This is a genomic window from Endozoicomonas acroporae (assembly GCF_002864045.1).
Classification (GTDB): Bacteria; Pseudomonadota; Gammaproteobacteria; order Pseudomonadales; family Endozoicomonadaceae; genus Endozoicomonas; species Endozoicomonas acroporae.
Genome location: NZ_PJPV01000077.1, coordinates 1 through 21,944, shown reverse-complemented (window position 1 = coordinate 21,944; position 21,944 = coordinate 1). Strand labels below are relative to the sequence as shown.

Annotated in this window: 27 protein-coding genes; 17 read left to right on the top strand and 10 right to left on the bottom strand. The window is 47.8% G+C overall.

Annotated elements, in window-relative coordinates:
* Positions 1-118 precede the first annotated feature (118 nt).
* Positions 119-2,734, bottom strand: a complete 2,616-nt coding sequence (locus CX664_RS13425) for a glycosyl hydrolase family 18 protein (RefSeq protein WP_219622190.1) — start codon at positions 2,732-2,734, stop codon at positions 119-121.
* 288 nt (positions 2,735-3,022) lie between these two features.
* Between CX664_RS13425 and CX664_RS13420 the strand changes: the two genes are divergently transcribed.
* Positions 3,023-3,220 carry a hypothetical protein gene (locus CX664_RS13420; protein WP_101747229.1) on the top strand — a complete coding sequence of 66 codons (198 nt, stop codon included), beginning with the start codon at positions 3,023-3,025 and terminating at the stop codon, positions 3,218-3,220.
* On the opposite strand, the gene CX664_RS13415 is transcribed toward CX664_RS13420, so the two are convergent.
* Positions 3,213-3,746, bottom strand: coding sequence for a lipocalin family protein (locus CX664_RS13415; RefSeq protein ID WP_101747228.1), 534 nt, complete (start codon positions 3,744-3,746; stop codon positions 3,213-3,215). The two genes, CX664_RS13420 and CX664_RS13415, sit on opposite strands and share 8 nt — an antisense overlap.
* Before the next feature lie 216 nt (positions 3,747-3,962).
* Here CX664_RS13415 and CX664_RS13410 point away from each other — a divergent pair, with 216 nt between their 5' ends.
* The gene (locus tag CX664_RS13410; protein ID WP_101747227.1) at positions 3,963-5,273 is read left to right on the top strand and encodes a DASH family cryptochrome; all 1,311 of its coding nucleotides are present in this window, start codon (positions 3,963-3,965) and stop codon (positions 5,271-5,273) included.
* Positions 5,274-5,568: 295 nt separating this feature from the next.
* Here the strand turns inward: CX664_RS13410 and CX664_RS13405 are convergent, their stop codons facing one another.
* Positions 5,569-6,399 carry a transposase gene (locus CX664_RS13405; protein ID WP_244910665.1) on the bottom strand — a complete coding sequence of 277 codons (831 nt, stop codon included), beginning with the start codon at positions 6,397-6,399 and terminating at the stop codon, positions 5,569-5,571.
* Between the two features lie 226 nt (positions 6,400-6,625).
* Positions 6,626-7,180: a hypothetical protein gene (locus tag CX664_RS25730; protein ID WP_146000000.1), complete on the bottom strand. Its 555-nt coding sequence runs from the start codon at positions 7,178-7,180 to the stop codon at positions 6,626-6,628.
* 1,455 nt (positions 7,181-8,635) lie between these two features.
* Between CX664_RS25730 and CX664_RS25725 the strand changes: the two genes are divergently transcribed.
* The 6 genes from CX664_RS25725 to CX664_RS13380 all read left to right on the top strand — a co-directional run bounded on the left by CX664_RS25725 (position 8,636) and on the right by CX664_RS13380 (position 12,594).
* Positions 8,636-9,373 carry a hypothetical protein gene (locus CX664_RS25725; RefSeq protein WP_145999999.1) on the top strand — a complete coding sequence of 246 codons (738 nt, stop codon included), beginning with the start codon at positions 8,636-8,638 and terminating at the stop codon, positions 9,371-9,373.
* Between the two features lie 319 nt (positions 9,374-9,692).
* A complete protein-coding gene (locus CX664_RS13390; protein ID WP_101747224.1) occupies positions 9,693-10,007 on the top strand; it encodes a transposase in 315 nt (104 codons plus the stop codon).
* A complete protein-coding gene (locus CX664_RS25720; RefSeq protein WP_145999998.1) occupies positions 9,967-10,203 on the top strand; it encodes a hypothetical protein in 237 nt (78 codons plus the stop codon). The genes CX664_RS13390 and CX664_RS25720 overlap by 41 nt, the downstream gene beginning before the upstream one ends.
* Positions 10,204-10,342: 139 nt before the next feature.
* Complete coding sequence (locus CX664_RS13385; RefSeq protein WP_101747223.1) at positions 10,343-10,864, top strand: tyrosine-type recombinase/integrase; 522 nt, start codon at positions 10,343-10,345, stop codon at positions 10,862-10,864.
* Between the two features lie 606 nt (positions 10,865-11,470).
* Positions 11,471-11,785 carry a Fic/DOC family N-terminal domain-containing protein gene (locus CX664_RS27050; protein WP_219622189.1) on the top strand — a complete coding sequence of 105 codons (315 nt, stop codon included), beginning with the start codon at positions 11,471-11,473 and terminating at the stop codon, positions 11,783-11,785.
* Positions 11,786-11,820: 35 nt separating this feature from the next.
* Positions 11,821-12,594: a Fic family protein gene (locus CX664_RS13380; RefSeq protein WP_219622188.1), complete on the top strand. Its 774-nt coding sequence runs from the start codon at positions 11,821-11,823 to the stop codon at positions 12,592-12,594.
* Positions 12,595-13,258: 664 nt separating this feature from the next.
* Here the strand turns inward: CX664_RS13380 and CX664_RS13375 are convergent.
* The 5 genes from CX664_RS13375 to CX664_RS13355 all read right to left on the bottom strand — a co-directional run bounded on the left by CX664_RS13375 (position 13,259) and on the right by CX664_RS13355 (position 15,789).
* On the bottom strand, positions 13,259-13,594 hold the full coding sequence (locus CX664_RS13375; RefSeq protein WP_101747222.1) for a hypothetical protein: 336 nt from the start codon (positions 13,592-13,594) through the stop codon (positions 13,259-13,261).
* Between the two features lie 530 nt (positions 13,595-14,124).
* Entirely contained in the window at positions 14,125-14,430 is a 306-nt protein-coding gene (locus CX664_RS13370; protein WP_101747221.1) for a hypothetical protein, read from the bottom strand.
* Between the two features lie 21 nt (positions 14,431-14,451).
* Positions 14,452-14,667 (bottom strand): hypothetical protein, encoded by a 216-nt coding sequence (locus CX664_RS26405; protein WP_163370559.1) that lies wholly within the window; start codon positions 14,665-14,667, stop codon positions 14,452-14,454.
* 164 nt (positions 14,668-14,831) lie between these two features.
* Positions 14,832-15,425, bottom strand: a complete 594-nt coding sequence (locus tag CX664_RS13360) for a hypothetical protein (RefSeq protein WP_101747219.1) — start codon at positions 15,423-15,425, stop codon at positions 14,832-14,834.
* Positions 15,426-15,480: 55 nt separating this feature from the next.
* On the bottom strand, positions 15,481-15,789 hold the full coding sequence (locus tag CX664_RS13355; protein WP_101747218.1) for a hypothetical protein: 309 nt from the start codon (positions 15,787-15,789) through the stop codon (positions 15,481-15,483).
* Between the two features lie 110 nt (positions 15,790-15,899).
* Here CX664_RS13355 and CX664_RS26400 point away from each other — a divergent pair, with 110 nt between their 5' ends.
* The 8 genes from CX664_RS26400 to CX664_RS13320 all read left to right on the top strand — a co-directional run bounded on the left by CX664_RS26400 (position 15,900) and on the right by CX664_RS13320 (position 20,300).
* The gene (locus CX664_RS26400; RefSeq protein ID WP_180966491.1) at positions 15,900-16,046 is read left to right on the top strand and encodes a hypothetical protein; all 147 of its coding nucleotides are present in this window, start codon (positions 15,900-15,902) and stop codon (positions 16,044-16,046) included.
* Positions 16,047-16,055: 9 nt separating this feature from the next.
* Complete coding sequence (locus tag CX664_RS13345; protein ID WP_101747216.1) at positions 16,056-16,643, top strand: class I SAM-dependent methyltransferase; 588 nt, start codon at positions 16,056-16,058, stop codon at positions 16,641-16,643.
* Between the two features lie 25 nt (positions 16,644-16,668).
* On the top strand, positions 16,669-17,226 hold the full coding sequence (locus CX664_RS28160; protein ID WP_101747215.1) for a DEAD/DEAH box helicase family protein: 558 nt from the start codon (positions 16,669-16,671) through the stop codon (positions 17,224-17,226).
* Positions 17,130-17,846, top strand: a complete 717-nt coding sequence (locus CX664_RS13335; protein ID WP_101747214.1) for a hypothetical protein — start codon at positions 17,130-17,132, stop codon at positions 17,844-17,846. The genes CX664_RS28160 and CX664_RS13335 overlap by 97 nt, the downstream gene beginning before the upstream one ends.
* Before the next feature lie 98 nt (positions 17,847-17,944).
* Positions 17,945-18,475: a hypothetical protein gene (locus tag CX664_RS13330; RefSeq protein WP_101747213.1), complete on the top strand. Its 531-nt coding sequence runs from the start codon at positions 17,945-17,947 to the stop codon at positions 18,473-18,475.
* Positions 18,476-18,525: 50 nt separating this feature from the next.
* Entirely contained in the window at positions 18,526-18,882 is a 357-nt protein-coding gene (locus tag CX664_RS13325; protein ID WP_101747212.1) for a metallophosphoesterase, read from the top strand.
* Positions 18,879-19,007, top strand: a complete 129-nt coding sequence (locus tag CX664_RS27790; protein WP_276328487.1) for a hypothetical protein — start codon at positions 18,879-18,881, stop codon at positions 19,005-19,007. Before CX664_RS13325 ends, CX664_RS27790 begins: the two co-directional genes overlap by 4 nt.
* A 96-nt stretch (positions 19,008-19,103) precedes the next feature.
* Positions 19,104-20,300, top strand: coding sequence for a hypothetical protein (locus CX664_RS13320; RefSeq protein WP_101747211.1), 1,197 nt, complete (start codon positions 19,104-19,106; stop codon positions 20,298-20,300).
* 85 nt (positions 20,301-20,385) lie between these two features.
* Here the strand turns inward: CX664_RS13320 and CX664_RS13315 are convergent, their stop codons facing one another.
* A complete protein-coding gene (locus CX664_RS13315; RefSeq protein WP_145999997.1) occupies positions 20,386-20,973 on the bottom strand; it encodes a hypothetical protein in 588 nt (195 codons plus the stop codon).
* 791 nt (positions 20,974-21,764) lie between these two features.
* Between CX664_RS13315 and CX664_RS26395 the strand changes: the two genes are divergently transcribed.
* Positions 21,765-21,911, top strand: a complete 147-nt coding sequence (locus CX664_RS26395; RefSeq protein ID WP_180966490.1) for a hypothetical protein — start codon at positions 21,765-21,767, stop codon at positions 21,909-21,911.
* Positions 21,912-21,944 lie beyond the last annotated feature (33 nt).

Genomic DNA, 21,944 nt, shown 5'->3' with positions numbered 1-21,944 from the left:
TAAGGATCCGATCACAAATTATCGAAAAAGGTCAGGGTAGACTTCGATGAAAAAGCAATGGCACCAGCATAAGCCAGTGCCAACTACTTACAGATTAAAATGAAAAGGTCGTAAATGATCAGTCACAGGTTGAAGGTCCAAAATTTACCCACACATCGACCACTCCGGGCTCGTCCCCTTTGCTCCACCATTTAGCTTCCCAGCGCAGACCGTTGTGGTTGACCTGGGCACCACCGTTATAGCCAATACCGGACTGCCAGCCAAGCTCAACATCACTGATCAGCTGCCAGGCTTCGTTGGAGGGTGAAGGCTCCGAACCCTGTACCCACCATTTGGCTTTATACACCAGGCCTTTATGGCTGACCGTTTCTGTGGTGTAGATTGTGGCAGCATCCCACGACGGATAGTTGCTGGCATTGGGATCAGTCACATCACAGTCGCCCGGAGGTATCACCCCGGCAACGTTCTCAACGTGAACAACGGTGGTTGCACTGGCTTGGGCATCGCCATCCGAAACAGTAACCACAATGTTGTGGGTTTCGCTGGCATCAACAGCAGGAGCCTTAAGCTCCAGGGTGTTTTCCAGCTCAGAAAGGATGGTGAACACTGACGGTACGCTCCAGCTGTACGTCAGAATATCGTTATCGGCATCCCGGGCGTTGGCAGTCAAGGTAAACAGGGTCTGCTCATCAACATAAGTCGTTGGGGAGATAGTCACCGCAGGGGCTGTGTTAAGTTGCTCCGGTTTATTGGTAATCACCACGCTATCGGTGTTTGACAAACCTTCTACATCAGTAACCGTCAGAGTAAAGGTGTACTGCTTTTCTGCATCTACCCTCGGTACGACAATCGTCGTTGTTTCAGCGGTTGCATCAGCCAGTGTTAACGGATCGCCAACTGTCTGCTGCCATTGATAAGTAATGGCATCTCTATCTGGATCGAAGGAACTACTGCCATCCAGGGTGACTGCCACCGGACCAACGACGGATTGATCAGCCCCTGCCCGTGCCACCGGTGCGCGGTTTCCGGGCTCGGTGGTTCCTTCTCCATGCCCCAGGGACTCGTGCATGGCATTGGTGAGCATGCCGTTATCCGCATCAATTTCCCAGGAGAACAGGCCCGCCATATTGTTATCAAGCACATATTGCCCCTTGGCCTGAATCGATGAAGGATCATCGTAGGTGATCAGCTCACCGGTTGACTCCTTCCACAGGTAAGGTGCCTCGGCCTGCTGATCATAGCCATAGACAAAGCCTTGGGCTTCACCGTGATTCTCATAAATATCACGATAATCCAGCACGCCCTTTTCCCAGGTGCCGTTGATACCACCGGTAGCAGTACCACTGAACGGATTACCAGCCTCCTTCAGGTTACTGACACCTGCCCAGCCACGGCCGTAAAGCGCAACACCCAGAACAATTTTGTCGTGATCAATACCTGACTTGACGTACTCCTGAATACCGTTGTGGCTGAAGTAGCGGTTTTCCCCCATATCGTTCATGGATGACTCATACAACCCGGTATGGTGGTTAAGATTGGTGACATTAAATGCACCGTAAAAGTCATAGGTCATGGCAAAGAGGTAATCCAGGTAAGGGCTCACCTGTTTATAATTGACCACATCAATTTTATCTTTGCCAGCGTTCATGGCGGAGGTCAGCTGGTATTCCCGGCCGGTTTCAGCTTCCAGCCTGTCCAGCATTTGACGCAGCTCTTTCATCAGGGTGACATACAGTGGACCATCGGTTTCAGGATTACCCAGCGATGGATTTGCACCTTTACCACCCGGGTGCTCCCAGTCGATGTCCACACCATCAAAGAACTTCCAGGTGCGCAGGAACTTCTCGACAGAATTAACGAATGTTCTCCGGTTCGTTTCATCATGGAACTGGTGGAAGGGATCACTCAGCGTCCAGCCACCAATGGATGGCAGGATTTTAAGGTCCGGATTGGTCTTTTTCGCCGCCATCATCGCCGCATAGTTGCCTTTGTACGGATCACTCCAGGAAGAAGCACCTTCCTGACTAAAGCCTTTTTGCAAGGCGGCCCATGGATCATGAATGACCACTTCAAACTCCGGGGTACCGGCACAGGCATTTTGCAGGGCTCCCCAGGAACCATCAATCGATTTCAGTGAGTCATTATGCTGTTCAGAGCAGATAGGAATAAAGCCGTAGAGAATATGGGTCAGATTCTGCACTGGTACCTTATCAAAGGGATAGTTACGACCATAAACCGACCACTCAACAAAATAGGTACCCATCACTTTGCCGGTTTTATTCTCATAAGGTTTATGGAACTCTGTCCAGGAAACCGGCAGAGCCTCCAGATGAGCACCATCGGTATCAGCAACCACTACTGGTTTGGGTGCTGAGGTGGAGCAGCCGCTGCCATTGCAAAACTGCAGCGTCATGTCCCACTTACCACCTTTGGACATAGGGAATGATGCCTGTTTTGCGCCAGCAGTGCCGGTCCACTGTACGTCACCATCAAATAATATTTTAGCTTCAGTGTCCGCTGCTGTGCCCCAGGGCAAATCCCAGCTTACCTCAATATTCACCTCGTCATTAACCGTCACCAGTTCCTTATAAGCGACAGCAGACTGGCTGACCTCCACCAATGCATATTTGTGATCTCCCCAACCGAGGACTGGCGTGGGCGGCAGAGCTGCCTGAGCAGCGGCAGAAGCAATCATACTTCCTAGAATGAATGCCAGTTTTGTTTTTCTGATCATGGATACCCCAAAAAACACAGCAACTTAAAAAGGTGGGCAATGTTAGTATCAAGCCCAGCACCAATCAATAAACAACATCTCATACTTAGGCTGCAAAATGGAACGGGTTTCTGCAATCGGTTTCATGATTTACATGTATTTGTGAATTGAGGGGGATGCTAAACGACAATGGTATAAAAATGCGGCACCAGTAATGAATCAGGGGGATTAAGATAGGTAAACACGTAGCGATTTGTTGTGTATTTTCAGAGGCACACCTGCTTCCAGACAGGCCAGCAGGGTACGGATATGAAAAAGCACACACACCCAAGTCTGTACACCTGTCTGTCGTCGTATTTTATCCGGATGGATCAGGCAGGCACCTTTATTATGGTGTCAGCAGGGTTGAGGCCAACCAGCAAATTTACCTATGGACAGTCTTATCCACATGAGAGCGGTGATGGCATTCCATGGATATACACTGCTTCCCTGCGGAATGTTAAATAGGTGCTATTGGAGAGGACTGATCCACAAAGATCAATTGCTCAGTAGCAAACCCAAGTGCTTTGGCTTTGTTGATAAAGTCCGATTTAACCTGATCACTGACGGTAGGCGTTCTGGCCAGCAGCCAGAGATAATCTTTGCCATTTCCTGAGATAAAGGCGTATTCATAGCCTTTCTGATCAAGCTCGAAAATAATGTAGGAGCCGTAGAAGGGGCCAAAAAAAGAGACTTTCAGATATCCCTCGTCAGCTTCTCTGACAAATTTTGCCTTGCCTTCGGCCTGCTTACGTTCACCTGCCTCAGCAGAGTAACCTGAGTTGATGACCTGAATACTGCCATCAGGGTTGCTTGAGTATTCTGCGGTGATATGGGAAAGGCCTCGCTCAAATCGATGATCCAGCCTGGCTATCTCATACCATTTTCCAACATAGCGGTTAACCTCAAATGGCTTTACCGGTGTAACGCCTTCGGGTATTCCTGTACAGCCCGTCAGCAGTGCTATCAGTGACAGAATTTTAATGGCTTTCAACACGTTTTATCCTTATTTCAATACATCCCACATAATAAAGTTCTTCACTTTACCTGAGAGGACATAATACCAAAACAGATTTGATGTATTTAATAGTGCGACAATAAATTTCATAAATTACATGGAGTTATCTGAAGTTGAGCACGGTTTGCCGTGGTTTGGGAAAATTAACGTACAAACAGGTATTGGCGCTAAAAAATTTGGAGGGTATGGCTCTTGCAGGGAACAACGCTGTTTCTGTTTACCAATGATTTGAGGCTGAGTGATAACCGGGCCTTGATGCAGGCCGCTGCCAGTTGTAAACATCTGGTGTGTGTCTATTGTGTTGACTCTGCCTGGTTTAAGCCAGGCCGTTACCAGTCAAGGGTGATGGGCGAGCATCGCTGGCGTTTCCTGTGGGAGAGTATTCAACAGCTTGAATCACAGCTTGAACAGCGACGGCAAAAACTGTTGGTGCGTTTACAAAGTCCGTATCAAGCAATCGAACAAATGCTGAAAGCCCATAAAATCGATGCGGTCTATCGCAGCCGTAATACGGGTTTTCAGGAGAGTGCCTATTGGCAAAGTCTCAAACAGAACTTCCCGGCAGTCACCTTCAATGAAGTTGAAACATTTACGCTCTTCCACCAGAACGATCTGCCATTTGCCCTGGACGAGCTGCCGGAAACATTTACTCAGTTCCGAAAGCACGTCGAAAATCTGCTCATCACCGAAGCCGCAACCGCACCGGATATCATGCCAGGGCCCATGCCCGGTTTGAATTACCATTCTGACAGGTTACCGGCAAGGGCCAAAACCAACAGCCCGTTTACTGGTGGTGAAACGGCAGGGGCAGAGCATCTGAAGCACTATTTCTCAGCGCTGCAGCCAACCACCTATAAAGAGACGCGAAACGCCTTGCAGGGTTGGGAGACCTCAACCAAATTTTCACCCTGGCTGGCCCATGGCTGTCTCTCCGCCCGGCAGATTTTCCAGGCACTCAGGCATTATGAGTCATTGATTATGGCCAATGAATCCACCTACTGGATTCAATTTGAATTGCTGTGGCGTGAATATTTCCAATGGTACGCCCTGAAGCATGGTGTTCGGCTGTTTTCATCCAGAGGCATCCGGGATAAGTGCCGGTTGTCCTGCTTTTATCCGGAACGGTTTCAGAAATGGTGCGCCGGTAATACACCCTGGCCCATTGTGAACGCCTGCATGAAAGAGCTGCAGGCCACCGGTTACCTGTCCAACCGTGGGCGGCAAATAGTGGCCAGCTGCTTTATTCATGAACTGGGGATGGACTGGCGCTACGGGGCTGCCTGGTTTGAGCAGCAGCTGGTGGATTATGACGTGGGCAGCAACTGGGGCAACTGGCAGTATCTGGCGGGCGTGGGTGCTGACCCGAGAGGGAGTCGCCATTTTAATCTGGATAAACAGGCTCAGCAGTTCGATCCTGATGGCCACTATATCAACCGTTGGGGAGGGCATAAAACCTACCCTCTCGACAGTGTCGATGCGGCTGACTGGCCTATCATGCCGTAATCATTCAGCGGCTAACAGCTCATGCCGCCAGCGGGCCTTATGATCTTTCGCCAGGTGGGCCGATACCTGTGGCATGATTCGGATGGAGGACAATAGAGGACAATAGGACACCCACTTTTTTAAAAGTGAATAGAGAGTGCGTCATTTATTCATTTTTTAAAATGATAGTATTGATCGTTTTCAGAAATCCTCATTCATACCAAGCAGGAAGAGCCTGGAAGATACTATCGAGACAATATAAGAAAGAGCCCTACAGAAAACTCTGGTCACATTAAAGTAAATCAAAATGTGTTGATCAGGCAGGATAGAGATTACCGCTCACAGACATCCCATGAACCCAGCATTTTCCGCTGCTTTCTGCATAAGCCTTCAGTGAAGCCAGCTTGCCGACTGCTCGGTGAAAACGATTCTGCCATCGCATAGTCTCCAGCCATTCATTTGGGGCAATATCCAAGCGTTCCAGGATAGGTGGTACATCGTCAGTTATACGGCCACGTTTGCCTTTGCGGACAATTCGGCCAGACCAGTCAACCAGTTCAAAGTAGCTAATGAGTGGGTATGGAATCGCCTGTTCAGGGTTTTGACCCTGAGCTTTTAACGGTTTCAAGTGTGCCTTTTGTTTTTTTCCGTTTGCACTGTCGTATGACTCAATGCGCTCTTTAATAGAGGTATGTTCTGAGGTTTCCAGCGTTGCGGCAATTTTTGCCCGGATGGGGTTTAAGTCGACATAGGTCATGCAAGTCAGCAATGCTGCCTCATCTAACAGGGACTGACTTTTGTAACGACCTTCCCAAAAGCGTCCTTTGCACTCATCCTCTTTATTAGCCAGCCGGGCTAAGTATTCGTTGAGACAGCGCATGAACCAGCTGATATCCATTAAACGACCTCGGTACTCCTGGGCATATTCTTCGATGCGCAGCAGCTCTGCTTTGCCTGGCTGGTCGCCGGCAAGATAACGTTGAACCAGGTGTGGGCCAGAAAACAGCTGCGTCCAGCGTTGTAAGACTTCTTTAGTGTCCCATTTTTTGGCTTGCTGACTATTAATATGGAGCACCACATGATAATGATTCGACATCACCGCATAAGCACAGACTTCCAGGGCAAAAATACCAGAAAGCGCTTTCAACCGATCAACCACCCACTGCCTGCGATGCTCATAGTTTTTGCCTGAGAAATTGTCTCGGCCGCACAGGAAAGCCCTGCGAACGCAGCGTGCCATGCAGTGGTAGTAGGACGTACTGGCTGGATATATGAGGTTTTTTCGGGCGGTCGTCATGTCATTTTTTTTGGTTACTGGGTATATGTGCTTAATGCCATTAAGAGGCTCCAGAAAAAAAAGACGGTGTGGCTGATTAGTCAAATTTTTGGGTGTCCTTTCCTTTTATTTTACTGGAACTCTGGGTCGTTTCAGTTAAATTAGAAGTCAGTGGTAAATTACCTGAGTTTTTAGTTGAATTGACTGACTGACGATACCGCTTTTTGCGCTCCCTTTCGCGCTCGACGTAAGCGGGATCTGTCAGGTAGCGCTCCCTGTGGCGCTTCCTTTTGCGCTCCCTTTCGCGCTCGGCGTAAGCGGGATCTTTGCGAAGCTCCCTTTGGCGCTCCCTTTCGCGCTCGGCGTAAGCGGGATCTTTCTGGTAGCGCTCCCTTTGGCGCTCCCTTTCGCGCTCGGCGTAAGCGGGATCTTTGCGAAGCTCCCTTTTGCGCTCCCTTTTGCGCTCAGCGTAAGCGGGATCTTTGCGAAGCTCCCTTTTGCGCTCCCTTTCGCGCTCGGCGTAAGCGGGATCTTTGCGAAGCTCCCTTTTGCGCACCCTTTCGCGCTCCCTTTTGCGCTCGACAAGTGAAGAACTGCCATCAACATTAACTTCTGCCTGGGTTGTTTGGTTATCACTTGTCGCTTGGTGCATGCATAACGGATTAACGACAGCATCTGGCCGTAAATCTTGTGAACTATGAATTCCGGCAGGAAGATCAGTTAACTGTAAATCTGAGCTTGTATGATTCGCTGTTGTCTGCTTTCTAATTTCAAGATCGTCCAACGATATTAACTGCTGAAAGGGAATACCTGTTGTTAGTGATAATGCATCATTAACGGGTTCATAATCAGTCTGGTAAGGAACATATTTATCAAGAATGGATTGTGGTACCTCTGGAATACCTGTTCCAGAAGCGTTTTCTGAATCGAAGTTTATTAGGGATGTAATATTATATTCATTCAATGAAATAGAATGATTAGCTTCATTTTGATATGTATCTGGTCCGCTATTGTAAGTAGGAATAGGGTTCAGCACTTGAACTGGCATGCCTTGATAAATAGGCTGCTGTTCGGTGGTGCCAAATTGCTGTTCTTGATCTACTAAACCTGATGCGCTGGAACAAAGATAAGAAAAAGAAGCATCGAATGAAGGCAGTTGATTTATTTGATCCATTGAATTATTGAACTATCGAATTACAGATTAAGACCATGCTTTCTTATAAAAGTTCCTCCCTTTCGCGACTCATTCGCATTTATTTATGTCAACCAAGTATAAGGATTTGCTATTGCGATTACAATACAAGAATCAATATAATGATTTATAACCTGTTGATATTAAATTGATATTTTTGAGGCGGTGTTGCAGCAGGGTTTGGGCTTGCCTTTACCAGCTTCGAGAAAGCCAAACCCTGACTGTCATTTGTGATTAACTCTGGCTCAGCATTTCCGGTTTTACGTCACTATTAGTAATAGCCATAGCAAATCTTTATGCTTGGTTGACATAAATAAAGAATGAGTTGTGAAAGAGAGGAACTTTTAAAAGAAGGCGTGGTCTCAGGCTGTAATTAAATAATTTAATAATTCAATGGATCAAACCAATCAATTTCCTTCATACGATGCTTCTTTTTATTTTCTTTGTTCCAGCGCATCAGGTTTAGTAGATCAAGAACAGCAATTTGGTGCCACCGAACAGCAGCCTATTTATCAAGGCATGCCAGTTCAAGTGCTGAACCCTATTTCTATTTACAATAGCGGACCACATACATATCAAAATGAAGCTGATCACTCTTATTCATTGAATAAATATAATATTAAATCTCTAACAAACCTCGATTCAGAAAACGCTTCTGGAACAGGTATTCAAGAGATACCACAATCCATTCTTGATGAATATGTTCCCTACCAGCCTGAGTATAAACCCGTTAATAATGCATTATTACTAACACCAAATACTCCCTTTCAGCAGCTAATATCGTGGGACGAGCTTGAAATTAGAGAGCAAACAACAGCGAATCATACAAGCTCAGATTTACAGTTAACTGATCTTCCTGCCGGAATTCATAGTTCACAAGATTTACGGCCTTTTGCTGTCGTTAATCCGTTATACATGCACCAAGCGACAAGTGATAACCAAACAACCCAGGCAGAAGTTAATGTTGATGGCAGTTCTTCACTTGCCGAGCGCAAAAGAGAGCGCCAAAGGGAACGCCAAAGGGAGCTTCGCAAAGATCCCGCTTACGCCAAGCGCGAAAGGGAGCGCAGAAGGGAGCGCCAAAGGGAGCGCTACCAGACAGATCCCGCTTACGCCGAGCATCAAAGGGAGCGCCAAAGGGAGCGCTACCAGACAGATCCCGCTTACGCCGAGCGTCAAAGGGAGCGCGAAAGGGAGCGCTACCAGACAGATCACGCTTACGCCGAGCACAAAAGGGAGTGCCAAAGGGAGCGCGAAAGGGAGCGCTACCAGACAGATCCCGCTTACGCCGAGCGCAAAAGGGAGCGCCAAAGGGAGCGCGGAAGGGAGCGCTACCAGACAGATCCCGCTTACGCCGAGCGCAAAAGGGAGCGCCAAAGGGAGCGCTACCAGACAGACCCCGCTTACGCCAAGCGCAGAAGGGAGCGCCAAGGGGAGCTTCGCAAAGATCCCGCTTACGCCGAGGGACAAAAGATCTATAAAAAGACCTACCAAAGAATCAAAATACAAACCTCCAACAAGGAAGAAGCTAAAGAGCAAGCTGTGATCGCAAGAGAGCGGTATCTTCAGTCAGTCCATTCAGCTAAAAACTCAGGTGATTTACCACTGACTGCTAATTTAGCTGAAACAATCCAGAGTTCTAAGGCTTGTTGAGGTTTTACATCGGTAACCAGACGATACAGCATGCCATAGCGACGACGCTGACATAGCAGCAATTCCCGCTGACCATATCTCTGTAACCGCATAAATAGATTATCCAGGTGACTATTTTTCAAGGTTGAACGAACCATGGCTACTTTATCAGCCAACTTATCAGCAAGTTCAGAACACAGGATACACAGGGCTACCGGCGTTATCTCATGTGGTCAACCAGGTGTTTTAAGCTGATACTCCTGCCACTCCCCTGTGTCAGCATAGTTGTCGCCTCTCCTGAATTGAGAAACATAAACAGGGGGCGGCCAGTGAGTGATCAATGGCCCGCTATTCAGAAGAGTTCAAAGAGTCCATCATTCAGAAGATGATGCCACCAAATCATGTGCCTGTTTCTCAGCTGGTACGTGATACTGGTATCTCTGATGTGACTCTGTACACTTGGCGAAAGAAAGCTTTATCTCAAGGAATACCTGTGCCAGGCGACGGAAAAAATCCAGATCAGTGGACACCTGAAAACCAATTAGCCGTAATCATTGAAACAGCGGCCTTAAATGAAGCAGAAATGGCTGAATACTGTCGTAAGAAAGGCCTTTTTGCTGAACAAATTGAACAGTGGAAACGAGCCTTTAATTAGCGGTGTGTCGCCCAAATCTGTCAGCCCATCAGAACAACGTAAGGCCTTGACGGTTGAGCAGAAAAAAGACAAGCAAACCATCAGGAAACTCGAACGTGAGCTCAAGCGCAAGGACAAGGCATTAGCAGAAACTGCTGCCTTGCTGGTGCTCACAAAAAAGGCCCGAGAGATCTGGGGGGAACCAGAGGACGATTAACCTCTCTCCCGGATCGCTAAATTGCAGTCAACCTGATGATCACACAGACCGTGAAAGCTGGTGCACGCCAGTCGAAAAAGGGGTACCGCCCAATCCATCGCTGGATTGCGAAGCTTTCCCACGCCCCAATCGTCAGGATGTGTACGTCAGCGATGAAGACTACGCCTGCGTTTACTATCTGGCCAATCCGTTCTGGAAAGCGGTGATGGAATTCGCCTACATCTGCCGGGCAAGACGTTCCGAACTGATCAATATGAAGCGGAACCAGCTGCTGGAAAGAGGCATACAGCTGAAACGGGCCAAAGGCTCACTGGATGAAATCACCCTCTTGATCCCGCGCCTGAGAAAAGCCCTCAAGCTTCTTGAAGACTACAACAACGGTGAGAAGTTTGAATATGTGTTCGGTGCGCCCAACGTAATCGCCAAAAAAGGCATTCAGATGTCACCGGGGCAAAAGATGCACAAGAACACTTTAGACAGCCAGTGGCAGAAACTGATCAACCGTGCGGTGGATGAAGGGCTCATTGACGAGAAATGGCACTTCCACGATCTCAAGGCAAAGGGAGTCTCTGACCATGAAGGACTGGTCTCCGGCCACAAAACACTGGAAGCGAAGAAAATCTATATCCGAAAAACCCAGGAAGTACAGGGTACGAGATAACAAAAGGGAAGAGAGATGAGAGAAGATATCACCGGGCAGTTGTCCGGTTTTTTTTGCCGCCAATTACACGACATATCTTTGAGAATTGGTGCCCAGGAGAAGACTCGAACTTCCACAACCATACAGCTACCAGTATCTAAGGCTAGCGTGTTACTCTTATATTTATTTCAACAACTTAGCTCAAATCGTTTTAGGAAAAAATGCGCAAGTGTGTATTATTTTTCGATATTTTAACCATTTTTTTTAGGAAAAATTTTAATGAAAAATACCTTCTGGTTACCCAGCGAAAGTGGTCATCTAAACGACAGTGTTCAACACTGAAAGATATTTTCTCTGATCATCGCCCATACCTGCGAAGCGTTTGCTTCATGCTTCTTGGCATTACAAATCGCATTTTACAATCCACCCAGTGCACAACTCGTAACCAACAAGAAGGGACAGGCAAATTTTTGCCTGCGGGCAATCCTGTCATCGTTCTGAAATTTATAGAACGCTGAATCCGTCGACATGGCCAGATATGCTATCCGGGTATCGGTCACCCCGTATCATACACACCCATGCCGCGCTACAATCAAACCCATAATATTGGCTCAGGATACCAACAGGATGCCCCCTGATCAGCCAGATACGCTGCCCCTGGAGAATATTGACTTTCGCGCCCTGTTTAGCCTGGTCGGCGAGGCAAACGCTGAGCTTGCCCGGTACGATGGTTTGCTACAAGGGATACCAAACCCTGCGGTGATGCTCTCGCCACTGACCACTCAAGAGGCCGTACTCTCTTCCAAGATTGAGGGTACTCAGGCCACCGTTGATGAGGTACTGGAGCAGGAGGCAGGGCTGGAAAAGGAAGCGAGAAATTCAAGGATATCCAGGAAATTTCAAACTACCGCTCTGCCCTGTTTCAGGCCAGTGAACACCTGAAAGCTTATCCCATCCGTTTAAGCCTGATCCGTGAGTTGCACAGCATACTGCTCAACAGCGTTCGGGGACAGAATAAATCTCCCGGTGAATTTCGCAACGATCAGAACTGGATTGGCCGGGCGGGTTGCTCCATGGAACAGGCGACATTTGTGCCTCCCTCACCGCTGCGATTAATGGAGCACCTTGAGTCCTGGGAACGTTATATCGATTATGATGACTGCGACTTTCTGCTTCAGGTCGCTGTGGTACACGGGCAATTCGAACTGTTACATCCATTCAAGGATGGTAATGGCCGGATTGGACGCATCCTGATCCCACTATTCCTGTACCAGAAAAAAATTCTCTCCGAGCCTATGTTCTACCTGAGCGAATACCTGGAAGCCCACCGTGACGAATATTACCAGCGTCTCCAGGCGATCTCTTCAGAAGGAGACTGGAATGGGTGGATTGCTTTCTTTTTGCGAGCAATCACCCTTCAGGCCAGGGAAAACAGTGCGCGGGTGAGAAACATCATGGGGCTGTATGAACATATGAAGCATCAAATTCAACACATTACCCGTTCCCAGTATTCTGTTCATTTACTGGATGCGCTGTTTAGTCGCCCCATCTTTCGCACCACGGATATTATTCAACAGTTTGAAGAAAAGTACGGCATTCATCCCAAAACCACACCGGCTTTACTCCGTCAACTGCGCGATGCCGGGATTTTATTGGAGATCAAACCGGCTTCCGGGAGGCGTCCTGCGGTACTTTGTTTTGCAGAGCTGTTAGAAATTACTGAAGGTCAGGGTGTATTCCAACGCGGATAGCTCTGAATTCTCACGCCTTTTAAGGAGTGGAATCTCTGATTCAGGCTCCACAAACCTCGTTGAGGAGTTTGGAGACTCCACAAAACCACTTGAGCTTGATAGCACATTCAGGCTCCACAAGCACCATTGAGGAGTTTGGAGACTCCTCAAAACCATTTGAGGAGCATGATACCCGATTCAGGCTCTACAAGCCTCGTTGAGGAGTTTGGAGACTCCTCAAAACCATTTGAGGAGCGTGATACCAGATTCAGGCTCCATAAGCCTCGTAGGGAAGGTAAGGATTCCACGGCATATGTTAAGTAGTTAACCAAATGAAATCATATATTTCTGACTAAGTAGTCAGTCACTCTGCGGCGTTGCAACTCCGGTCACATAGCTACGGCTATGCTCCCTGCGTTGCGCCTTGCATAGTAACTGCCCACTTAGCCAGAAATATACGATTCCATTTGGCCAACTACTTAATGAGCGGAAAATTTAATTCAAAGTAACCGGATATCCTTGATAAATGAAAACTTCAAGCTTTAAAAAAGCTCATACCAATCAACATATTACTTCCGGTAAGAGGCACTACCGGCAGTAAGGTTTTTACGGTGCTTCTGTCGCAGAAAAGGCGGCCAGCCCAAGGGTATCAAGCCATCCCCGCTATCGGGGTACAACCGGCTGATCAGTTACGGTTCAGTAAGCCCTGCAACCGCCCCCGGTCAAAAATCACCTGCTCAAACGCCACCGGTGAGTCCGTTTCAAAATGGATCGCCACAAATGCCGGGCAGTCGTCATCCTCGCCGTTCGCTTCCATTTCCATCAGGGTGTAACGGTAGGCACCGGTGATCTCCCGATCCTGGAGAATCTCCGGCAACACACAGATTTTCAGAATCCGGTGGCCCTGGGTCCAGGTAAAGGCAGGGCCGGTATCATGGCGATAAGAGATATCCTGAAAGTACCCAGGTATACGGATACCCAGTGCATAGTCACCACCAAACTGCTGCTGATAACACTCCATATTATCCCCAGATAGTTATTGTGTTTTGGGATCACTTTTTTTGCAGGTAATGGCCTCTTACGGAGGCCAGTCGGCCAGATCACCGGGGCCGTTTTTTATTTTTGATACATCCGACCATCCAACACCGGCCTGTCCCACTATCAGGCTCATGAATCATCAGAGATATCATAGGAATCGCTCCCGGCTCTGACTGCGGTTGTTATTAGCCCCACTTTGCCGCTTGGGTAATAGACCTGAGTTTCACCTTATCACGGTGGGCTGCCGTTATCTTCCCCAATTTATCCTGCCCTGCTTAACTGATCACGAAGGCTCCGGATTCCAGGGGCAATCATTGCATCGCTGGGCATATGAACTGAAATCCCGGGATGGTGGATCATATTCATAACCTGTAAAAGCACGACGATACAGAGACCATGACCAGTGGGATTCAAGAAAAAGGGATGCCTATCAGAAGTCGCTCAGCCAGGGCTACACGGCAAGCCGGGCAAAATCGTCACGGTTAAAGCTTGAAGTCCGAAACCCCGGGAATTTTATGCTCCCAAAGTTTCATCTTCCATAGCCATCACCCTGGCTGCCTGCATTGCCAGAAATTCGTTTTGAGCTATCGGCATGCTGGCTATTTGCAGATTCATGCAATTGTCTTCAGTAAACTCCAGGCGAAAATCCATGATAAAACGACGATCTTCAGCAAACCTCAAGCGCCTTTGGTCAATAATGCCAGAGAGCTTGCTGGCGAGTATGCCATCGGGGTCATTAACGCACTCGTCCAGTTTCCTCTCAATCAAAACACCCCATAAAAAATCCTCGAACTCTTTCGAACAAATTGGTGTTTCCAAACCCGGTAGCTTGCTGGATGATCAGTAATGGTGGGCATAAATAAGACCAGACTCACTGACTTTAATAAACAGCTCTCTATGCTCTTTGGCCAACACCTTCAGCCTGCGCTTTTTGTGTGGTTTAACCAGTGCAACCGCTAAAGTAATGGCAGCCAGCTCGGCGACACGCTGGTTAGCCGACAGTTTCAGTTTATGCAAACGCGCTATATTCTTCCTGGAAATAGTTGACTGACGCATAAAACCAAATATTTCATTTTCCTGATCAATTGCACATCTTTCCTCTTTGGGTTTCCTAGAGCACTCTTTGCAGATATGATTCTTATGCCCTTTGCCAGAAAACTGTTCATTTGGCTTGCTACAGGCACAAATCCTACAGTAATGCCCCATTTGTACCTCTCAGTTTATTTCACCAATAAACCACGAGACTCGTTGAGTAATATTGTTCGCTCAGCAAGCTCTTTAGTAGTTAACAACTCATGGTAAATTTCGATGTATCGTTTTCTGATACGGCGAAACTCAAGTGAGCCATACGCCTCACCCATCCACTTCCGCTCGTTATCCGTAATCGCGTTATTGACCTCTTCTGGCAAGTCATAAATATAATCCAGATTGTGGAAGTTGGATGCATGCCAGATATCATATTCCTGCTCGAGGGGCTGGCCCAGCACGTAAGGGATCAGATAAAGATTTGACAGCATCAGATCCGCCAGCCTGTAGCGTGCTTCCACCGGTTTGTTCATTCTCAGCAGGCCCAGAGACCAGCACAATTTCTGGATCGGTTCACCCGCATCATCAGGAAATTCTTCCTGGTACCAGTTAAAGTAACTCTCTGACTTTTGCAAATCGTTCAGGACCAGGTACAGACTGAACAGAACATATCGTTTACCGCTGCCATCACTGATGAAGTGATATTCTTTTTTCTCTTTGTTGAGCGCCGATCGATAGCTGGAAATTCTGGCTTTCAGTTTTTTTTCAGTTTCAGGGAAGATAAACATCGAATCTCTCAGAGTTTATTAACAAGAATGGTTTGTAGCTGACAGCTTCTGGAGATCACTCAGGCCACATCTCATGCTCATAAATGTAGTCAAAGGTTTCCAGTCCTTCATCAATAGCAGGATCATCCTCATCACCATTGGCTACCCAGGCTTGCATATACAGCTCACGGGCATAATCGTACAGCGCCTGCTGGACTTGCCGCTGGCTTAACGGGTCTGTGATGGTGGAGACGGCACCATTTATGACCGTTTTCAGTATGGGAATATATTGGACATCATCCTCACACTCTTTCTCATTACGGTGATGAAATTGAAGAATAATGGCTTTGCCAATGGTCGTGGCGGTTTCTACCCGGATAGTCATAGGGCTTCTCTTTTATTAACGTCTGTTTGCACAACGATCCGATCAAAACGGGCAATAATTTTCTGCAGTATAAGCCTGCGTCCGATAACACAGCCGGATTACTGAAACTATTGTCTTTTGGCGCCATCGATGAGAAAGAGGGGAAAACGCTGTCTGGTGACCAGGTGTTGAACAATCTCCGGGCAAAGTTTCCGGATAATAAATGGCGCGGGTCAGAACCCATGGCATCATACAGCCATCTGAAGTATTACCAGTAACCCTCACTAATGTCAGACAGCATCCCCTTCTATGACCTGAATGCCGAGTCTGTTTTTAACACAACGGTCGACGTTGATACCCAGTCCCTGTATCAACACTTTCTGCCACATATACAAGAATATGGTCATATACTGGATGCTGGCTGTGGTTCAGGCAGAGATGCCAAGGCCTTTCTGGAGCTGGGCTATCAGGTAACAGCATTCGACGGCAGTAAAGCCATGGCCAATATGGCCAGGAATCGCACTGGCTTGGCTGTTGAGCATTCATTATTTAAAGACTTCCAGTCAAAACAGCAATTTGATGGTATCTGGGCCTGCGCCTCGCTCCTGCATGTTCCTTATACAGAACTCTCCGATACCTTCACCCATCTGGCCTCGTTCCTGAAAATGGGTGGCATCTTCTATTGTTCGTTTAAGCTGGGCGAAAATCACCAGCTCATCCGTAATGGTCGGAATTTCACTGATTTAAACTACTCTGGTCTTATAGATATTCTCAACAATACGCCACTGAAGATCAGCCATCACTGGCAAACATTCGACCTTCGGCCAGGCAGAGCCAATGAACAATGGCTTAATGCCCTGCTAATCAGGATTTAAGTAAACATGGAAGCAACGCCGCTATATTCAGATCGAAGCCCTGCAAGCCCTTCATAACAGTCGACTGGCCGGCTATCAGCGTGGACTGGTGGTACTGGCCACAGGACTGGGCAAGACCTGGCTGGCCGCCTTTGATACCCGACAGTTCAAGGCCAAAAGGATTCTGTTTGTGGCACATCGGGAAGAGATACTGCTGCAGGCACAAAAAGCCTTCACCCGTATCCTGCCCAAAGCCCATGTTGGCTTTTATAATGGCAAGGAACGGACGGCGAATGCCGACCTGCTCTTTGCTTCCGTCCAGACCCTTGGCCGCCATAGCCATCTTAAGCAATTTGCCAGCGACCACTTTGACTACATTGTGGTGGATGAGTTTCACCATGCGCACGCTGCCACCTACAGAAATATCCTCAGTCACTTTTCCCCGGGCTTTCTGTTAGGACTGACCGCAACACCAGAACGAACCGACCAGGCGGATATCCTCAACCTTTGCGACAACAACTGGCAAAGCAGATTGCCTCTGGGAGTGCAGAACTGGCGGATGGCTGTTTTGTTAATTATGAGCCCACCGTCATCGATTTATTAAACCGGCTTGCCCGGCAACAGAAAGACAGCATTGAAGATGAATACCAGTCATTAAAGACCCTGCTTGATTATCGCCCAACCGCTACGGAATTCTACCATTACCTGAATGAAATTCAGATGCCCTTCAGCCGGGTTAGCCAGCAGCACAATAGCTGGTTTCAGCTGGTTGCTAACCAGCAGGATCTGATGAAGCAGGAAACAGAGGTGTTGCAACGCCACAGCGATTTTCTTCGAAATACTGTTGAGAAAACCGCCATGGCCAAGTCCTTTAAAATGATCCTGCTCAGTGCATTCCTTGACCTTGATGGTTTTGACAACCCGCCAACCACTGAACAGCTGGCGGAAAAAAGCTGGCACCACCTGAAACGTCGGCCAGATCTGTTCGCCAAAGATCTTCCTGAAAATAAGCAAACCCTCACTGCTGACAGCAAAGCCTGGCATAAATACTGGCTCAGCAATCCCATTAAATTCTACTCAAACAAAGATAACGACCCCTTTGTGATAGACAGTGGTCGTTTTGTCTGCAAGGAACAGGTTCTTCCCCAGCATAAAGCGACCTTGCATCAGATGATGCAGGAGTTGGTGGAACTGAGAATAGCGATGTATATCAACCGGGGCTGATCTTTGACCAATGAATCAGAATGTATAACCTGAAAATAACAGCGCCAATTTACTCCCACTTGCAGGCGCTTAATAAATCTCGCTAAAGAGGAATACCCATGGAAAAACTTATCTCTATGACCATCAATGGTCAGTCAGTCTCCGGAACCATCACCGACCTCTCCCGCGCAGGCTTATCCATTGAAATCACTGCTCCGTTCTCCGGATACAGTGCTCACCGGTATGTGCCGACCTTTGCCAGGGCCAGTCGTAACTTTCTGGAAATTGGGGATCAGGTAGCTTCAGAGCTGCTGTCGGAACTCTATAATGATCTTTTGCTTTTGGATGGTAAGCGTCAGTCACTGCAAGCTGTATTGCATGGCAGCGAGGGGGTTTTCTCAAAGATTGCGGAGCACAAGGCTCTTCAGGCTGAGTTGTCCACAAAAAAACCAGAGCTAAAACAGCAATTCAGGGCTGGCCTGTTGGATCAAAAGCAGTATCAACAATCACTGAAGCGTATTCGTGATCAGGATTTTCAGCACAACATGCTGGCCAGAGAGCTTGTGGATCAGTTTATTGAACAACATTTTCCAACGTGGCATCACAGCCTGGATCATGATCAGTTGATCGATTTTCTATCGTCAGACTGATGCTGATCCGCCATCTTTTACACCTCCACTTACCAACGAGAAGAATAAAAATGTACGACATTATTGGAGATATCCACGGCCGGGCTGATGAACTTGAAGCTCTATTGCTGAAGCTTGGCTATCAACGACAGGGAACGGTTTATAAACACCCTGAACGCAAAGCCATAGTTGTCGGGGATTTTATCGATGGCAAGGGACAGCACCGGAAAACAGTAGATATTTGTCGTTCAATGGTAGAACAGGAAAGCGCGCTTGCCGTGATGGGCAATCATGAGTTCAATGCCATCTGCTACTCGATACCCGATGGCACCGGAGATTACCTGCGCCACCATAATGAAAAAAATATCCGGGATCATGCTGAGCTTATTGCCGAGTTTCCCTTTGGTTCTCATATCCCGGGGCTTTGAGCGACAGCGTAGCCTGCGTTGATTACAGTGTCGCAAGGCCTGGCGGCAAACTGGTGGCTTACCGTTGGCGTGGTGAGCAGAAGCTGGAACAGAATAATTTTATCTGGGTAGACAGGCATCTATAGTGATGGGGTGTCAGAAAAAAGGGAGCAATAATGCAGCACTTTTTATTGGGTTGATTTATCATCTTTGCTTTCTGATTGAAGGGTTCAGGTCTCATCATGGCTAAACTAACCACCGGCCAGAAGCGCCGGCAAAAAGAGCTTAAACGACGGAAGAAAAAGCAACTTCAGGTAAAAAAACAGCAGACATCCACATCCATGACTTTCATGGACTTACCATCCGGCCTGCCGAAGCTCTCTGAAAGGCTGAGTGAATTTGCCGGCACCTTGTTGGATGGAACCCAGACAGGCCGCAATTATATAGAAAACATCATTACCATGGTCGCCGGGTGCTGGAACATGGGGGCTGTGACAGAAGCAATGGCTTTGGAAATGCGTGAAGAGTTGTCCGAAGGGTTAAGGCAGTTACAGCCCGAGCTGTTAGAGGTAATGGAACCACACTTCGACAGACTGATCACCGCACGACGCTTCCTCTATGCAGATGACCCTCGCTTCATTGTCAGTCATGATGTGACCTGGACGGGACCCAATGATTATTACTTACAAATCGCCAGCATAAACCTGCCCAAAGATGAACGCTATTCAGGCAGTCTGGCAGGGACAGGTGTATCCGCAGAATGGCGAGACAAGATTAAAGAGTTCCAGGCTCCACCCTTAACAAAAGAAGAACTCAAACTAAAGCAGCTGATTGACCAGGGTTTTGCAGTACTGCGTGACAATAAAACAACAACCGGCTTTGATAAGCCTGAAGTTGATGCCTGCGAAATCTGGCTGGATGCCTGGGAAGTAATCAAAGAACTCTATCAGGACAAGACATCTCTGGACACCATTGGCTCCAGGATGGAATTTACCCTGTACTCTTGGGGCTCCGAGATGGATATGCATTTGTTAAATGCCGCGCTTGATGAGCCCTCTTTTATAGAAAAAGGTATTACGTTCTTTCAGGAGTTTTTTGAGCATTTCCCGGAATCAGAGGAGGATACACACAAGGCTTACCGACGGGCCATGGCTCAGCTGCAATTTCGGGCCAGGGCATATGAAGAGGGCGATGCCACCTTTACCGCCCTGGTGAAGGATTACCCGGACTCTGCCTGGAGTTATATTGGCTGGGGGGATATTTATAATCCGACCTTTTCCCGCGCCCATTACGGCGATGTTCCTGCGGATATTGAACGCGCCAAACAGCTCTACCAGATTCCTGTCGATCGCAAACTTGAAGACGCTGATCATGCCCGGGAACGGCTTGATCAATTGTTAGCGTTTGCGCGTGATGAAACGGCAACACTCGACGCTTAAACTCAATGACAGCGAACTCTGCCACTGTGACAGAGGCCCGGGCAATACCAGAAGTGCGGTAAAGATGGTGGGAATATTGGCCTGATCACCAGGGCACTTCATAAAAAGCATCCGTCCCCAGCAAAGGAATGTATTGGCTGGCCAGTGCGTTCAAATCACCCGGGCCTTTCAGGGATATCCAGTCCTCAATGCTGCCCAGAAAACAGAAGCGCTGAGCATGAAACTGACGCTTCGTATCATCAACCAATTCAAAACGCAGAACCGGCATAAAGCGGCTCTGCCTGACCATCTTCTCCATGTAATCTGGCTTCAGGTTTCCGAGCCATCCGGCTTCCTTTATCTCTCTTGCCGTATCTCCTGCAGAGGATTCAAAAACGGTCACATACTGCTGCTGGCAAGCCATCCGGTAACGGAAAGACTCTTTCAGGGCTTCCAGTGCAGAAGCTATGTACTGCTGCTCAGATTCCTTGATTAACCGGGGCATCGCCTTGCGCAGGAAGACCTGGCCATTTTCGGGCCGTTCATAAATTTCAAACCCCTCAGGAATCGTACTGATTTGCTCTGCCTCAGCCTTCTTTTGACCTGAAAAATAGTAGCGGGGCTTGCCGGTACGGGTGACACCCTGATAAAGGAAATACGTTTTCCCTGTCCGGTTGGTATATGGCAGCGACACGATCATTTTCTCCTGTCAGTGGGTGATGATTGGTTCCAACGGGTATTCGTAGATATAGCATCACCAGCTACCGACCATTTGACCAGGGACTTTAATCGTCCACCAATTCCGTGGATAACCCGGTGAACAACCCGTGGGATAGTCAGGAAAACAGGGGGAAATACGGGCCAAAAACAGAGCGGTTATTTTTTAACCAGCAGTGAATAACTGAGCAAAACAAAAACCCCGCATAAAGCGAGGCCGTAGAGAACGAACAGTGTCGTTGGGGTTTCCTGTGCATCCTGCCTGGTTTTTCGAGGCTTCCATTGGTTCACATCACTGTGATACCTGAACACCTCTTCCCTGATGCAGTGTTTTATTCAACTCAAGGCTCTCGTCGGTTGAATATGTCTATTATTTTACCGGCAGTGGCGTATTATCCTATCCGCCTGAATACGGGGTAAATTGCACAACCCCCGTATTAAACAATAAAAAAACCTCACCCGAGGCAAGGCTGCAAGTGCTGATCCATCAGCCGTAAGCCGTTTTTATTATTATTTGGGTGGTATTTATTCTTAGGCAGAGAGTGAGTATTTGGTGTTCTTATTACCAGGCCCCGAAACAATCGTTACCGACTTCGGCAATCACTCAATGAATGAGTACAGATTACGTACTTACCGCAATTAAATAATTGATCTACATCAACAAAACTGAGTTAGCAATAAGAATGAAGCCAATCTTATTTGAACCAAAAACGGCAGAAGCCATAGCAGCATTTACCCTGTCGGACCATCACCAGGTATTCCTCCGGGATGTTGACGTGTTTCTGGATTAATCGAGGTTATGCCATCAGTGTCGGGGAGCGAATCAGCTCGATTGATGATCGCTTTCTGCCCGGCTTTATGATGATGTACGGCGAGACCGATCTATGGCAAGGCAAAGCGGCCAGGGATGGGTGAAAGTCTGATATTGACTGGTACTTTCATACAATA

Coding starts and splice junctions, on each gene's coding strand:
- CX664_RS13425 (WP_219622190.1), bottom strand. CDS start 2,734: ATGATCAGAAAAACAAAACTGGCATTCATTCTAGGAAGTATGATTGCT.
- CX664_RS25730 (WP_146000000.1), bottom strand. CDS start 7,180: ATGCACCAAGCGACAAGTGATAACCAAACAACCCAGGCAGAAGTTAAT.
- CX664_RS13330 (WP_101747213.1), top strand. CDS start 17,945: ATGGAAAAACTTATCTCTATGACCATCAATGGTCAGTCAGTCTCCGGA.
- CX664_RS27050 (WP_219622189.1), top strand. CDS start 11,471: ATGCCCCCTGATCAGCCAGATACGCTGCCCCTGGAGAATATTGACTTT.
- CX664_RS26405 (WP_163370559.1), bottom strand. CDS start 14,667: ATGCGTCAGTCAACTATTTCCAGGAAGAATATAGCGCGTTTGCATAAA.
- CX664_RS26395 (WP_180966490.1), top strand. CDS start 21,765: ATGTTGACGTGTTTCTGGATTAATCGAGGTTATGCCATCAGTGTCGGG.
- CX664_RS13345 (WP_101747216.1), top strand. CDS start 16,056: ATGTCAGACAGCATCCCCTTCTATGACCTGAATGCCGAGTCTGTTTTT.
- CX664_RS13360 (WP_101747219.1), bottom strand. CDS start 15,425: ATGTTTATCTTCCCTGAAACTGAAAAAAAACTGAAAGCCAGAATTTCC.
- CX664_RS13325 (WP_101747212.1), top strand. CDS start 18,526: ATGTACGACATTATTGGAGATATCCACGGCCGGGCTGATGAACTTGAA.
- CX664_RS13390 (WP_101747224.1), top strand. CDS start 9,693: ATGGCCCGCTATTCAGAAGAGTTCAAAGAGTCCATCATTCAGAAGATG.
- CX664_RS13320 (WP_101747211.1), top strand. CDS start 19,104: ATGGCTAAACTAACCACCGGCCAGAAGCGCCGGCAAAAAGAGCTTAAA.
- CX664_RS25725 (WP_145999999.1), top strand. CDS start 8,636: ATGCACCAAGCGACAAGTGATAACCAAACAACCCAGGCAGAAGTTAAT.
- CX664_RS13355 (WP_101747218.1), bottom strand. CDS start 15,789: ATGACTATCCGGGTAGAAACCGCCACGACCATTGGCAAAGCCATTATT.
- CX664_RS13420 (WP_101747229.1), top strand. CDS start 3,023: ATGAAAAAGCACACACACCCAAGTCTGTACACCTGTCTGTCGTCGTAT.
- CX664_RS13375 (WP_101747222.1), bottom strand. CDS start 13,594: ATGGAGTGTTATCAGCAGCAGTTTGGTGGTGACTATGCACTGGGTATC.